We start from the raw sequence: 14,214 nt of genomic DNA, 5'->3' as shown, positions 1-14,214 counted from the left end.
GGTTAACCTCGCATTTTCGGATTGATGAGAACGTACAGCACATCGGCCAGCAGGTTCAGCAACAGGAAGCCAATCGCCACGATCAGCACCACGCCCTGCACCACCGCGTAGTCGCGGTTAAACACCGAGTCGACGATCATTTTGCCAAATCCCGGAATGGTGAAGACCTGCTCGGTCAGCACCGCGCCGCCCAGCAGCTCGCCGAACAGCAGCGTGGTAAGCGTGATCACCGGCACCAGCGCGTTGCGAAACGCATGCTTGATAATGACGGCTTTTGGCAGCAGCCCTTTGGCCCGCGCGGTGCGGATGTAGTCAGCTTTGAGCACGGCGATCATGGAGGCGCGGGTATGGCGCATCAGCGTGGCCGCCAGCCCGGTGCCGAGCACGGCGGCAGGCAGCAGCAACGTCCGCAGGTTCTGCACCGGATCTTCACTAAACGGCACAAACCCGGACGCCGGCAGCCACTGCAGATTGACCGAGAAGACCAGTATCAGCAGGATCCCGAGCCAGAAGTGCGGTATCGAGATCCCGGAGATCGCCACAAAGTTCGCCCCGTGATCGACCCAGCTGTTTTTGTTCACCGCCGCGAGGATCCCCATGCTGATGCCGAACACCAGGGCGATGATCATCGCCAGCAGCGACAGCTCCAGCGTGACCGGCAGTTTGCTGGCGATAAGCTCGGTCACCGGTTCGTGCGTGCGTAAGGAGACCCCTAGATCGCCCTGCAGCGCGCGCGTCAGCCAGTGAAAATACTGCACCGGGATGGGTGCATCCAGATTGAGCTCAGCGCGCAGCTGGGCGATCACCGCCGGATCGCGCTCCTCGCCCGCCATGGCGATGAGCGGATCGCCGGGCAGCAGCTTCTGCAGCCCGAACACCATCATACTCACCAGCAATAGCGTCGGAATGGCCAGCAGCAGACGTTTGCAAATCAGTTCCAGCATGGTCTCTCCTCGGGACGGTTATTTCGCCAGCGTCACACCGGCCAGACGCACGATGCCGTCCGGGTACGGCTTAAAGCCCTGCACGCTTTTGTTCAGGCCGAAAATACGCGGCTCAAAGTAGAGGTAGGCAACAGGCATGTCGGTTTGCAGCTGCTTCACTACCTTGTCGTACAGCGGCTGGCGAACGGCTTTATCGTTGCTGAGACGCGCCTGGGTCAGCCACTCATCGACCTGCGCATTGCTGTAACGGCCGTCGTTAAGCGTCCCTTTGCTGTGGATAAAACCGTAGATGCTGCCATCCGGGTCCGGGCGTCCTGACCAGCCGGAGAAGCTCAGCTGGTAATCACCGCTCTGCTGGCGATCGAGCAGCGTGGCGAACTCGGTCATCTGCAGATTCAGGGTAAAGCCCGCTTCAGCCACCATCGCCTGCAATACCTGGCCGACCTGCTGCGAGGTTGGGTTGTTCGGCACCAGCAGATTCACGTTCAGCGGCGTCGCGACGCCTGCGGCTTTAAGCAGCGCTTTCGCCTTGTCGACGTCACGCGGGGGCACCGGCAGGTTGACGTGATACGGGCTTACCGTCGAAAACGGCTGGTTGGCAGGCGTATACAGCCCCTCAAAGACCACCTGATTGAGTGCATCGCGGTCAATGGCCTGAGAGAACGCTTCACGCACGCGGGCGTCCTTGAACGGATCGTTCGCTGGCACCTTGCCATTATTGATATTGAAGGTGATGCCCTGATACCCGAGGCCGGTCACCTTCGCCAGCGCCAGCTTGCTGTCGGCTTCGACGGTTTTAACGTCGCTGGCAGCAATGCCCTCGGTCAGATCGAGATCGCCCGCGCGCAGGTTCGCCAGGCGCACGGAGGCATCCGGGATCGGCAGGTAGATGATCTTGTCGAAGTGGTAAGCGTCTTTATTCCAGTAGTTGTCGAAACGAGTCAGAACAATGCGATCCTGGGAGACGCGGCTGTCGAACTTATAAGGACCGGAGCAGACGGGATGGGCGGCAAAGTCCGGCTTTTTCGCCGCTTCGGGGGCCATCATCGCCCCGGCGCGGTCGGTGAGCTGCATTAACAGGGCAGCATCGGGGGTTTTCAGGTGCAGGGCGATCTGCATCGGGCCGGTGACCTCAACGGACTCCACGGACGATATTTCACTTTTACGCAGAGAGCCTTTTAAGGTCAGCGCCCGGTCGAGGTTATATTTTGCCGCTGCCGCATCGAATTTTTCGCCGTCATGGAAGGTGACGCCTTCACGCAAATTGAAGGTCAGGGTTTTGCCATCCTCGCTCCAGGTCCACTCTTTCGCCAGACCCGGCACCACTTTCAGGTTTTCGTCCACATCCACCAGCCTGTCGCACAGGGAGGCAAAAACGAAGCGGCCATAATAGGTGCGCGCCAGATGCGGATCGAGCATGTCCGGGTCTGCACCCAGCCCTACTCGCAGCACGCTTTCAGCCTGGGCGGGCAGCGCCGCGCCGAGCAACATAACACTTCCCAGTACGGTCAAAAGAGAATTACGCATTGTCATTATCATTAGTTCCTTGAAGGAAGGGAGGAGTGAGAGGCCGCGTGTTCAAACAGCGCGCGGCGGCGCAGAAAGGCGGCAGACGGCGGTGCTATCTGGATAACACTGCGATCGCGGTTAATCTCCTGCCAGCGGTGGCAGGCAATCTGGCGTCCGCCTTCCAGCACCTGGTTAATGGGCTTGGCAAGGCGACATTCATCCGTGGCATACGGGCAACGGGTATGGAATCGGCATCCGGACGGGGGATCGGCCGGGTTCGGTAAATCCCCTTGCAGCAACGGGGCTGCGCGTCGGGCGCCCGGCTGCATCTGCGGTGCAGAGGCGATGAGCGCCTGGGTGTAAGGATGGAGAGGCGCGTCAAAGATCTCGTCGACGCTGGCAAGCTCAACGATCTGCCCGAGATACATCACTGCCACGCGGTCGCTCATATGGCGGATGACCGCCAGGCCGTGGGCAACAATCACCATCGTTAGCCCCAGTTGATGCTTCAGGCTTTCCAGCAGATTGATCACCTGCGCCTGCACGGAAACATCCAGCGCCGAGACGGGCTCGTCACCCAGCAGCAGTTTTGGCCCGGAGGCCAGCGCACGCGCAATACCAATGCGCTGGCGTTGCCCACCTGAAAACTCGTGCGGAAAACGCGCCGCCCAGGCGGCAGGCAGACCCACGGTTTTAAGCAGTTCCGCAACGCGATAGTGACGATCGGCTTTTTTCATCTCCTGATGCAGCCACAGCGGCTCACCCACAATCTGCTCAACCGTCATGCGCGGGTTTAGCGACGCAAAAGGATCCTGAAAAATAATCTGTAATTCCCGGCGCAGCTGGTTGAGACGAGCTCCTGAGGCGTGTGTGATCTCTTCCCCCTGATAAAACACGCGTCCTTCGCTGGCGGCTAGCAAACGCAGCAGCAGACGGCCGAGCGTGGATTTGCCGGACCCGGACTCCCCGACAATCGCCAGCGTTTCGCCGGGCATCACGGAGAGGGAGACGCGATCCACCGCCGTCACAAAGCGGGCTGGAGTAAACAGTTTCTTCGGGCCGGGGAAGCGCTTGCTCAGGTCACGGGCTTCAAGAATGGGCGTGGTCATGCGATCTCTCCCAGCGCAATGTGTTGTTCCAGCGGCACGCGGAAGCAGGCGACCAGATGGTCAGCCCCCTGCGCCGCGAGCGACGGTTTTTCGTTATGGCAGCGTGTTTGCGCAAAGGGGCAGCGGGTCGCAAAGCGGCAGCCTTTCGGCATGGATTCCGCCAGGGGAACCGCGCCGGGAATGGTGGCGAGCGGCCCTTTACGCGCGCCCGCGGACGGAATAGAGCCCATCAGACCAATGGTGTACGGGTGCTGCGGATCGGCAAAGATGGCCTCGACGCTCCCCTGCTCCACCACCTGCCCGGCATACATCACCGCCACCTGCTGCGCCACTTCCGCCACCACGCCTAAATCATGGGTGATCATCAGCACCGCCGTACCGGTCTCCTCTTTTAAGGTGTTGAGCAGCGCGAGGATTTGCGCCTGAATGGTGACGTCCAGTGCGGTGGTCGGCTCGTCGGCAATCAACAAACGCGGATGGTTAATCAGCGCCATCGCAATCATCACGCGCTGGCGCATGCCGCCAGAAAGCTGGTGCGGATACGCTTTCAGGCGCATCTCTGCCGCCGGGATCTGCACCTTCTCCAGGATTTGCAGCGCGGTATTCATCGCCTGCGCACGCGAAACGTTCTGATGGCGCATAACCGCTTCGCTGAGCTGGTCCCCAAGGGTAAAGGCGGGGTTGAGCGACGTCATCGGCTCCTGGAAAATCATCGCCAGCTCGTTACCGCGGAGATCGGCATATTCCCGCGGGGAGAGCTTTCGCAAATCGTGGCGACGAAACTGCATATCGCCGCTGACAATCTGCGCGCTGGCGGGCAATAGCCCCATCAGCGCTAAGGAGGTGATACTTTTCCCGCAGCCGGACTCCCCCACCAGCGCCAGCGTTTCACCCGCTTTGACCGTCAGCGAGATACCGTCAAGCACGCTCACCGGCGATCCGGCGAACTTAACGTTGAGGTTTTGCAGGCGCAGTACCGGAGTGGCTTCCTTAAACGGAATCGTCGTCATAGCGTGATGTCGTCCTCAAGGTGGATCGCCTGTATCAGGGCGTTTTGCAGGCTAAGCAGATGTTCGCGCATGGCGGCCGCTGCTTCGTTGGGCTGGCGATGGATAATCGCGGACATGATTTTATGATGATGGTCGTTGTAGACATCGACCCGTTCGGGGGTTCGGGCAAGCTCACGCAAATGCTGCCAGCCTGGCTCACGCCTGACGGCATCAATGGCATCAAAAAGACCGAGCATCAGGCGATTGCCTGCGGCCTCCGCTATGGCGCGGTGAAAGGCGCTGTCCCACAGTTCATTCAGATCGCGGTCGTCCGGGCTGACCTTATCAATGCGTTCCAGCATGCGCTGCATGAGCGCGAGGTTTTCCCTGGTGGCACGCAGTGCCGCAAGCCGGGCTAAGCCGGGTTCGAGCTGTAGACGAGCTTCCATCACTTCCAGAAGGTTGGTTTGCTGAACCAATCCCTGAAGGGCCAGCGGTTCCACAGGCGCAGCAGGACCAATAAAGGTACCTTTGCCCTGCTTACGCCAGATCCGCCCCTCTTCTTCCAGCACATCCAGCGCACGGCGTACTTCACGTCGTCCTACGCCGAGAGTTTCCGACAGCTCACGTTCCGTGGGCAGCGGAAGGCCTGGTGTTGACTCGTGCTGGTGAATAAGACCGCGCAATTGTTCAAGCGCGGTGCTGGAATTTGCCAGAAACCGTGACGGTTTTTCCATATTGGTTCGCTCGCTTTCATCATGACTTTATTGTTATTAACGATAAGTTATTGATATGAGGCGCTACTTATCGTGCTAATGATTAAGCAATAAACGAACCAATTTTATATTGGTTCAAAATTTCGCAGTATAAAGGGTGATAACCTGTTAATTTATAAGCAGAACATCAAAAACAAACTGGCACGTCAAACGTTGCGCCAGCACATTAGCCACCCCGCTATCTGCACAAAAATAGTGCAACAAACGCACCAAAAACGATCAAATGTTAAATAAATGCACTAGTTATGTATATTCTTTGTTAACTAAAGATTATGTAACCGATAAAAAAGGCAAAGATGCCGCCGGTTGGTAACGCCGGGCACTGATATAACGGACGGCGAGTCACAAGAAACAGGTAAATAATACGCTTTATAAACAGGACAACTATTTTCTGCGGCTATATTAAATGCGTATTTTATTGCTTCACGCCGCTTACTTTAGTTAATAAAGTCCGTGCTTTTTCGGCTTATTAAACCGTGTCTTTCACCCGGTATTTCAGAAAGTAAACGACTCTGCCAAAAATTAACCAAAAAACAACAATTACAGCATTTTAGATAAAAATAAATGAATCTCACTCTCATTTAAGAACTTATGCAACCCATTGTTTTATATAAAATTAGTTCTTAAATCGCATTCATAATAGTCAGTTCAGACTATTTAATTAAGATTATTGCCTGGTCCAGCATATGATTATTCCTAAAGAACGACGGCGTTTGTCAGACTCCGGTTTAATATCATTAACGTAAGAAAACATCGCGTGTGAGGTATAATATGTACTGTGCAACTAACAATCCTGGCCATTTATCTCATACGGGTGGACAACCCGTTTGTCATACCCCTGACATGCGTTGTTATGGTTGCGAAAAGCAATGCCGCTTTAATACGTCTGAAGATGGCCAAAACCGTGATTGCCACGCGCTTGAATATTATATCTGGCCTGATAATAATACCTTTTTGGTTGAAGGCATTCGTCATCACTTTGGCGAGGTAAATGATAAATATATTTCGCAGCCGGTTGTCATCATCGACTTCAGTCATAAAAACATCAATTATTTTTTATCTGAAAACTGGTTAGATCAGTTCAAAAACATGAGACTGATTCTTGTCACTGATAAAAAGATGACGGCAATTGCGCACTACTGGTTTTACAACGACACGTTAGAAACCACTATCAGTTCAATTATCTTTTATGACGATAGCGCAGAAGAAGTCTCGACGAAACTGAAAAAAACGTTCCTGGCTAAAACGATTAAACCGACAGGTAACAGACCCAAACTGAGTCAGAATGAATACAGCCTGTTTTCATTCCTCTTTAACGGATGGTCGCCAAAGAAAATCGCCTACCGGAACGGCACCAGTGTAAAAAACACCTACGCCATGAAGAACCGAATTGAACGCAAGCTGGGCGTGTCCATCACACGGCTTGCAAGTTAGTGTAAAACTGACAATACACTCTGTCGAAAATTCCTGGACGAACAGAGCGTACTCTGACTGTCACTCGTGTTTTTCCGTAATGCATAATTAATCTGATTGTTGATATATTACATAATATTTTACATATATTATATCGACGCGTAGCGTTTGATCACATGAACATTATTACTATTAAACAAAATGAGAATGACAACTACACTATGCGTTGTTACGGATGTGTGCATAAATGCGCCTATGCCTCTATTCGCAGCACAAAGTGCGATGAATGTTCGGGAGCCGAGTTTTATATTTGGCCAGAAAATAACTCATTTCTGATAGAAGGCATTTTACAATACTTTGCTGATATTAATTCAAAAATAATTTCACAACCCATTGTCGTGATAGACTTTAATTACAAAAATATAAATTACTTCTTATCAAACAATTGGTTAGCTCAGTTCAGAAACTCGCGCCTGATTCTGATCACCGATAAAAAAATGGCGGCCATTGCCCACTACTGGTTCTACAACGACACGGCAGACACGATCATCAGTACGGTCATTTTTCATGATGACCTGGCCGAGGATATCAAAATGAAGATCAGTCAGTCCTTTATGGGAAAAATAATACGGCCTTCAGAAAAAAGAGCCAAACTTAGCGCAAATGAATATGCACTCTTTTCTGAACTGTATAAGGGCCAACTGCCTAAAAAGATTGCCATGAAAAATGCCACGAATGTCAAAAACATTTACGCCATGAAAATAAGAATTGAAACAAAGCTGGGCGTTCCCATTTCAAGACTGGCGAGCTAATACGTCCACGTAAGAAAGAGACGTTAAAACATCAGCATAGCAAATATGACGTAGAGTATTCTTAAAGGAACAGTTACTTTTCCTTATTGTGTGTAAGAGGGATAAAACCCTACACTACGATATTACCAGTGCTTGTATTTTTACATAATCCACCCGCGTCACCCGTTGTATTTACGGATGCCCCTGGTCGTTTTTAAATAACATATTCTTTACTTTTTAATTCTAAGTGAGGAACGCAACTACAGGTCTGAATTCAAAATGAATACGCATCTCTCCACGGTAAAAATTAATTCAGAGCATACTCTTGATGATATTGAAGCCCCTGAAAAAGATTCTCTTCTGTGGGGCGTTGAATGGCTTTGTGGGCATCATTCTAAGTATGCCAGCAAAGAGGTGCTGTATGCAGGCCTGCCAAAAAGCGACAAGCTGGAGCCTGAAATGGCATTACGTATGCTTGAGCAGATAGGCATATCCGCCGGTTGGGTTAAGCGCGATCTGAATTCGCTTTCCTCCTGGCTGTTCCCTTTGCTTATTGCACGCAAAGACGGGACATACTGCATTCTTACCGCACGCAAGGGAAAGCGCGGGCAACATACGTATCAGATTGTGGTACCTGAAAACGACGGAACGCTCCTCGTTGCAGAGGCGGATTTACACGAGGCTTATGGCGGTTATGCCCTTGTGACGACGCCAAAACCCACGCTGGACGCGCGTGCTGAAGACCAGCTGTTACCGAAAGCCAAGGATGAAGGTCACTGGCTCTATTCGACGCTGTGGCGCTACCGGCATTACTTCTACAGCGCGGCACTGGCGGCGCTGCTGGCGAACATTCTTACGCTGGCCGGTACCTTCTTCACCATGAACGTCTATGACCGCGTGATCCCCACCCAGGCGTACGTCACCCTGTGGTCGCTGGCGATTGGCGTGGTGATTGCCATTATTTTTGAATTTGCCAGCCGACAAATCCGCGCCTATTTGATCGACATCGCCGGTAAAAAAGCAGATCTGATCCTCGGAGCGAAGCTGTTTCGCCAGGTGATGTCGATGCGTATGGAATACAAGCCGCAATCCTCCGGAACCTTTGCGAACCAGTTACGCGATTTTGAGGCCGTCCGCGACTTTATCACCTCTGCGACCCTCGCCACGCTGTCCGATTTGCCATTCTGTCTGCTGTTCATGTTCATCATTTACATGATTGGCGGCCCACTGGCCGTTGTACCGCTGGTCGCCATGCCACTGATTTTGATTGTCAGCGTCATTATCCAGTGGCCGCTGGGTCGCTACATGGAAGAAAACGTCCGGGAAATTTCGCTTAAGCAGGGTCTGCTGATCGAGAGCATCGAAGGGCTTGAGGCCTTAAAAGCCGCTCAGGGCGAAGGGGTGATGCAAAAGCGCTGGAATGATTTCAGCGCACTGGCTGCAGCGTCCTCGATGAAAACCCGCTATCTCTCCATGCTGACCACCAACTTTGTCTCTTTTGTGCAGCAAATCACCACCGTCTGCATCGTGGTGCTCGGCGTCTATTTAATCCACGCCGGAGAGCTGACCATGGGGGCCATGATTGGGGTGGTGATCCTCTCCAGCCGTTCGCTCGCGCCTCTGGCCTCCGTGGTCGGTCTGGCGCTGCGTTATCAGCACGCTAAAACCGCGCTGAAATCCCTTAACCAGCTGATGGAAACGCCGACCGAGCGCGATGCGCTGATCAATTATCTGCCGACGCCCAATTTCACCGGCAGCCTGCGTCTGAAAAAGGTGGGGTTTACCTATCCGGTACCGGGAATGATGGTCGCGCCACGCATTCTGGACAATATCAATATCAACATCGAGGCCGGGGAGCAGGTGGCCGTGCTGGGCAAAATTGGCAGCGGTAAGTCGACCCTGCTGCGCGTGATGGCGCGCCTGTACCAGCAGAGCAGCGGACAGCTTTTCATTGATGGTGTGGATGCGACACAGGTTGATCCCGCCGACTGGCGCGCTGCGGTGGGTTACGTAGGGCAGGACTGCCGCCTGTTTTACGGCACCCTGCGCCATAACATCATCATTGGCAACCCGGGCGTGAGCACGGAAGAGTTTCTGCGGGTGGTTCGCCTGACCGGGCTTGATCACGTGGCGGCCAGACATCCACTGGGTTTTGACATGCCTATCGGCGAAATGGGCAATTGCCTTTCCGGTGGACAAAAACAGCTCGTCGCCCTCGCCCGCTGCCTGTTGCTGCGGCCAAAGATTTTGCTGATGGATGAACCCACCAGCTCAATGGATGCGATGACGGAAACCCTGTTCCTTCGTCGGCTCAAAGAAGCGACGCAAGGACAAACGCTGGTCATTGTGACCCACCGCATGTCCGTACTGAGCCTGGTAGAGCGTCTGATCGTCATGGAAGACGGACACGTAGTGAAAGACGGTCCCAAAGATCAGGTGATGGCCAGCCTGAATGAGAATGTCATGAAGAAAAAGCAAGCAATGCATTCAGTCGAAGAGAAGCAACAGAAACAAGGTGTGAATGAATGATGAACGAGGACGAAGTGAATCATAACGCCTCAAAGGGAGAGGCCGAAACGGATGCAGGCGTACCCTCAACGGCACTGGAAAACGTGAATGCTACGCAGAGAGCGGGCACCGGGCTGGCATTACACCCCGCACAGCCAACGGGGAAAGTGAAAGCCGACGATCTGAAATTCATGCACGACCTGCAGGGCGCGCTGATCGCACAGAAGACCCCTTTCAGCATGATCATGCTCTACACCATCACCCTGGTTGTGGTGGTGGCGCTGGTCTGGGCGCATTTCGCCCGGGTTGAGGAGATTACCCGTGGCGACGGAAAAGTGATCCCCGCCAGCCGCGAGCAGCTCATTCAGAGCCTGGAAGGCGGCATTCTTGAAGAGCTGAACGTGCAGGAAGGCGACATTGTCGAGAAAGGCCAGATTCTGCTGAAGATTGACCCGACTCGCGCCGGGGCCAGCTATGGCGAATCGTTGTCCAAAGTGCAGGGGCTGAAAGGCAGCATTGCCCGTCTCAGGGCGGAAGCCTACGACACGCCACTGACCTTCCCGCCAGATATCGCCGGGATTGAGTCAATCGTGCGTGATGAGACCCAGGCCTATAACGCCCGCCTGAAAACCCTGAATGAAAGCGTAGAGGCCTTAAAACGGAGCCTGACGCTGGCGCAAAACGAGGTCAGTCTGTCGGAGCCGCTGGCGCGCAGAGGGTTAATGTCGGATGTCGAAATCCTGCGCCTCAAGCGCCAGGCGAACGAATTCAGCCTGCAGATCACTGAGCGTACCAACCGCTTCCGCTCTGATGCCAACAGCGAACTGAACCGACTGGAATCCGAGCTGGCGCAGGCGGAAGAAATTCTGCGCGGACGCCAGGACGTGATGAACCGTACCACGGTGGTGGCGCCCGTGCGCGGCACCGTCAACAACATCCGGGTGACAACCCGTGGCGGCGTCATTCAGCAGGGGGCGGAGATCATGACCCTCATTCCGCTTGAAGATAACCTGCTGGTTGAAGCCAAAATCAAACCCTCTGATGTGGCCTTTATCCATCCGGGCCTGCCCGCCACGGTAAAAATTACCGCCTACGACTATGCCATTTATGGCGGATTAAACGGTGTCGTTGAACACCTCAGTTCAGACACCCTGATCGATGAAGAGAAAGCCCGTCAGGGGCGTGGAGATTCTACCTATTACCGGGTGTTCGTCCGCACCGACCGTGCCGCGTTACAGGTAAAAGACAAGTCATTCCCGATCATGCCGGGAATGGTGGCAAACGTAGAAATCAGAACGGGGGAGAAGACCATTTTGTCTTACATCCTCAAACCGATACTGAAAGCGCGCGAAGCCTTCAGGGAGAGATAATTATATGGTTAAGGCACGTAAAGAGCGTCGTTGGGCAAGGGTAGCAACCGCAGTTGCACTCTGCTTGCCCTGCTCTTCTTTTGTCATTCCGCTGCACGCGGCTGACATTGCTCAGGCTAAAAGCAGCCTGGCGTCATTGCCGCCGATGCGCACACAGTCACAGCTCAACCGCGAAGTGCAGCCTGTGCAGCGGACGGTGTCGCACAGTGCGGCATCGCCGCGTTCGCTGCCCGCCATGCGTACCCAGTCGCAATACGTCAGTACGCAAAAGGCGATGCCAACGCAAGCCACTGCGCGCCCTGAACGTTACGCCTCTGCACCGACAGCCAGGGAGTTTGCCCCCGCCCCGTCAAAACCGGCGGAAAGCCGGGCTGCGCTAAAGAAAAACGCAGACTTCTTCCCGCCCGTCACCGAGTATTACAAACCGGACCCGGCGTACGCCGGGGTGCGTCGTGACGGCAGTGCGCGTCAAGCCATCAGCGGCATGTCGCAGGGCTACCGTGCCGGCAGTCAGGATTCGCTTGTTTTCCTGCGCAGCATGGTGGCCAGAGCGCTGGCGTATAGCCCGGAACTGCGGGCCGCCTCAGCAGAGGTGATGGCGTCTGACTACATGGTCGATCAGGTAAAAGGCCAGCGCATGCCCCAGGTACGTCTGGGCGTAACCTCGCCGCTGTCGACCGTGGGCGGCGATCGCCAGTCGTCATCCAACAATAGCCATATCAGCGACTCTAGCGGCACGGTCTCCGTTAATACGCCGATTATTGACTGGGGAAGGATCAGTAACCAGGTGGACAACTCTCTGGAAACGGCAAAAGCAGCCCGTTATTCAAAAGAGTATTCCCGCGAACAGCTGGCCTACAACACCGTGTCCGAGCTGATGAACATGGGGCGTTACCAGCACAGTAAGGTTGTGGCGAAACAGTATGTTGGCCGCATGAAAGAGCTGGTCACCATGCTGTCGCAAATTACCCAGGCAGACCGCGGCAGAGAGAGTGAACTGGTGCAGGCCAAAGCAAAACTGATGTCGGCCCAGGCGAGTCTCGACAATATTGAGCATCAGCTGAGTGCCAGCAAAATCAAACTGGTGCGTCTGCTGGGGATCGAGCCTGAATTACCGGAAGGCATAAGCTGGCACGACACGGTCATCCCGGCGTCGGTGGCGCTTTCTGGGCTGGATAAAAACCCGATGATGCTGAACCTGCAGTCCAAAGTCCGGGCGGCGGAGTATGAGGCAGAAAGCATTAAATCGTCGGCCCTGCCGCAGGTGAACTGGGTCATCTCCAAAAGCACCGCCAAAGACAGCAACGGCAACGAAGCGGGTTGGTATACGGGCTTAAACGTCGAGTGGGAGGCGTTTAGCGGCGGCTCTCAGCGTGCCGCTGAGATGTCGGCACGGGCGAAAGCCAATATGGCGCAGCAGCAATATGAAGTGAGTTACAAAGATCTGGAGTATCAGATTAACTATCAGATTCAGGTACGTGACTCCTCTTTCCTGCGCGCCGATGATTACGATCGCCTGACAAGTGAAACGGATCGGGTGCGTCGTATGTTCTACGAACAGTGGTATCACCTTGGCAAACGCACCTTGCTCGACGTGCTGACGGCAGAAAACGATCATTTTAATAATCAGCTTTCTGCCATTAACAACCGCTACGACGGCTATATTTCCAACATTAACGTCATTGCCAGCGCCTCCATGCTGCTGTCATGGATGAAAATGAGCTAAGCGAAACAGACGTAATAAAAAGCCAGACCGTCAGTGATGAGGGTCTGGCTTTTTTATCTCTTTCAGAAGGCGACTACCAGGGGGTGTCCTCTCTGCTGATCTCCGCCCAGCGCAGATACATATCGCTCGACATCATAAAATCGGTATGCCATTTCCACCAGGTGTGCAGCGTGTAGTACACCAGACATGGCAGATAGCAAAGCAGGAAATAGACCTCAAACCAGACCTGCCATCCCGAAAGCGTAAGCAGCACGCCGATAACAGCCGACCAGACACATTCCACACCCACCAGCATCACCAGCCGCAGCCATAATGGTTTCTCTGACAGCGTCCTCCACGGGATTGACGGGGAGAAATAGAGATCAATCTCGTTAAGGAACAGATGGCCCAGAAACACATAGCGTCGGGTAAAGCGCAAGAACAGCAGATTGATTGCCAGCACCACCACGCAGAGCACCACCATGGTGATGATGGCGGTTAAGGTGAAGTAGCGCCCATAGAGATCAAACTGCGCACTGTTGCGTAAGGGGCTGATGGTCAGGAGATTCATCACCACACTCATCACGACAGCAGCGGCCACATACTGTGAAAGCTGCGTGTATTTTGCCTTGTCTCTGGCTGAGGCAACGACCTGCTGAATATAGACATGGCGCAGTGCGGCAAAGATCCCCCAGATAATCAGCGGCGCCACGAAAACCATGATCAGCAGCGTGATGCCTGGCGTGGTCAGCGCAAGGAAGAGCCCCGTGATGCCCGCGAAAATCAGGATCGAGACGGCAAGCACAACGAACGGTTCGAAGATGACCGAATTCGTTTTCGGGCTCTCTTTGCCGACAAATACCGACAAATCAACATTCTTGACGACGCATTTATAGGCCCAGAAGGCCTTAAGGTCGGCAATGAAGCTATACCCGATCAGCGCGAAAATACCGCTCGCGACCCAGGCATCCTGCCGGGAAAAAGAGAAACCGGCATTTTTCCAGTAAAAGCCCAGCAGGATAAACGTCACGATATAGATAAAAAGCACGTTCCTTTTATCCTGATAGCGGATGAAGGTTAAATAATCTGGAATCATAGCT

At 54.0% G+C, this 14,214-nt stretch carries 11 protein-coding genes; 5 read left to right on the top strand and 6 right to left on the bottom strand.

Annotated features, from left to right (window positions below; all coding sequences use genetic code 11):
• Window positions 1-2: 2 nt before the first annotated feature.
• The 5 genes from ACQG22_RS04485 to ACQG22_RS04465 are packed head-to-tail and all read right to left on the bottom strand — an operon-like array spanning window position 3 to window position 5,288.
• Window positions 3-944, bottom strand: coding sequence for an ABC transporter permease (locus ACQG22_RS04485; RefSeq protein ID WP_013095722.1), 942 nt, complete (start codon window positions 942-944; stop codon window positions 3-5).
• A gap of 18 nt (window positions 945-962) precedes the next feature.
• Window positions 963-2,477 carry an ABC transporter substrate-binding protein gene (locus ACQG22_RS04480; RefSeq protein WP_013095721.1) on the bottom strand — a complete coding sequence of 505 codons (1,515 nt, stop codon included), beginning with the start codon at window positions 2,475-2,477 and terminating at the stop codon, window positions 963-965.
• A 5-nt stretch (window positions 2,478-2,482) separates the two neighbouring features.
• Entirely contained in the window at window positions 2,483-3,562 is a 1,080-nt protein-coding gene (locus ACQG22_RS04475; protein WP_369706574.1) for an ABC transporter ATP-binding protein, read from the bottom strand.
• Window positions 3,559-4,572, bottom strand: a complete 1,014-nt coding sequence (locus tag ACQG22_RS04470) for an ABC transporter ATP-binding protein (RefSeq protein WP_058651596.1) — start codon at window positions 4,570-4,572, stop codon at window positions 3,559-3,561. Before ACQG22_RS04470 ends, ACQG22_RS04475 begins: the two co-directional genes overlap by 4 nt.
• Window positions 4,569-5,288, bottom strand: a complete 720-nt coding sequence (locus ACQG22_RS04465; protein WP_013095718.1) for a FadR/GntR family transcriptional regulator — start codon at window positions 5,286-5,288, stop codon at window positions 4,569-4,571. Before ACQG22_RS04465 ends, ACQG22_RS04470 begins: the two co-directional genes overlap by 4 nt.
• 810 nt (window positions 5,289-6,098) lie before the next feature.
• On the opposite strand from ACQG22_RS04465, the gene ACQG22_RS04460 reads away from it, so the two are divergent.
• From ACQG22_RS04460 to ACQG22_RS04440, 5 genes are all read left to right on the top strand, one after another.
• Window positions 6,099-6,761 (top strand): helix-turn-helix transcriptional regulator, encoded by a 663-nt coding sequence (locus ACQG22_RS04460; RefSeq protein ID WP_102752170.1) that lies wholly within the window; start codon window positions 6,099-6,101, stop codon window positions 6,759-6,761.
• A 155-nt stretch (window positions 6,762-6,916) separates the two neighbouring features.
• Window positions 6,917-7,552, top strand: a complete 636-nt coding sequence (locus ACQG22_RS04455; protein WP_023620482.1) for a hypothetical protein — start codon at window positions 6,917-6,919, stop codon at window positions 7,550-7,552.
• Between the two features lie 258 nt (window positions 7,553-7,810).
• A complete protein-coding gene (locus tag ACQG22_RS04450) occupies window positions 7,811-10,060 on the top strand; it encodes a type I secretion system permease/ATPase (protein WP_369706923.1) in 2,250 nt (749 codons plus the stop codon).
• The gene (locus tag ACQG22_RS04445) at window positions 10,057-11,409 is read left to right on the top strand and encodes an HlyD family type I secretion periplasmic adaptor subunit (protein WP_013095714.1); all 1,353 of its coding nucleotides are present in this window, start codon (window positions 10,057-10,059) and stop codon (window positions 11,407-11,409) included. The genes ACQG22_RS04450 and ACQG22_RS04445 overlap by 4 nt, the downstream gene beginning before the upstream one ends.
• Before the next feature lie 4 nt (window positions 11,410-11,413).
• A complete protein-coding gene (locus ACQG22_RS04440) occupies window positions 11,414-13,135 on the top strand; it encodes a TolC family protein (protein ID WP_130626616.1) in 1,722 nt (573 codons plus the stop codon).
• A gap of 73 nt (window positions 13,136-13,208) precedes the next feature.
• On the opposite strand, the gene ACQG22_RS04435 is transcribed toward ACQG22_RS04440, so the two are convergent.
• Window positions 13,209-14,162 (bottom strand): hypothetical protein, encoded by a 954-nt coding sequence (locus ACQG22_RS04435; RefSeq protein WP_369706922.1) that lies wholly within the window; start codon window positions 14,160-14,162, stop codon window positions 13,209-13,211.
• Window positions 14,163-14,214: the final 52 nt, after the last annotated feature.

Origin of the sequence: Enterobacter cloacae complex sp. 309I3, from assembly GCF_050031595.1 — a bacterium.
GTDB lineage: Bacteria > Pseudomonadota > Gammaproteobacteria > Enterobacterales > Enterobacteriaceae > Enterobacter > Enterobacter cloacae.
This window is presented reverse-complemented; position numbering and strand designations above follow the sequence as displayed.

What these genes read in the sequence shown, in the direction of transcription:
- ACQG22_RS04485 (WP_013095722.1), bottom strand. Translation starts at nt 944, where the DNA reads ATGCTGGAACTGATTTGCAAACGTCTGCTGCTGGCCATTCCGACGCTA.
- ACQG22_RS04440 (WP_130626616.1), top strand. Translation starts at nt 11,414, where the DNA reads ATGGTTAAGGCACGTAAAGAGCGTCGTTGGGCAAGGGTAGCAACCGCA.
- ACQG22_RS04450 (WP_369706923.1), top strand. Translation starts at nt 7,811, where the DNA reads ATGAATACGCATCTCTCCACGGTAAAAATTAATTCAGAGCATACTCTT.
- ACQG22_RS04445 (WP_013095714.1), top strand. Translation starts at nt 10,057, where the DNA reads ATGATGAACGAGGACGAAGTGAATCATAACGCCTCAAAGGGAGAGGCC.
- ACQG22_RS04455 (WP_023620482.1), top strand. Translation starts at nt 6,917, where the DNA reads ATGAACATTATTACTATTAAACAAAATGAGAATGACAACTACACTATG.
- ACQG22_RS04465 (WP_013095718.1), bottom strand. Translation starts at nt 5,288, where the DNA reads ATGGAAAAACCGTCACGGTTTCTGGCAAATTCCAGCACCGCGCTTGAA.
- ACQG22_RS04470 (WP_058651596.1), bottom strand. Translation starts at nt 4,572, where the DNA reads ATGACGACGATTCCGTTTAAGGAAGCCACTCCGGTACTGCGCCTGCAA.
- ACQG22_RS04475 (WP_369706574.1), bottom strand. Translation starts at nt 3,562, where the DNA reads ATGACCACGCCCATTCTTGAAGCCCGTGACCTGAGCAAGCGCTTCCCC.
- ACQG22_RS04460 (WP_102752170.1), top strand. Translation starts at nt 6,099, where the DNA reads ATGTACTGTGCAACTAACAATCCTGGCCATTTATCTCATACGGGTGGA.
- ACQG22_RS04480 (WP_013095721.1), bottom strand. Translation starts at nt 2,477, where the DNA reads ATGACAATGCGTAATTCTCTTTTGACCGTACTGGGAAGTGTTATGTTG.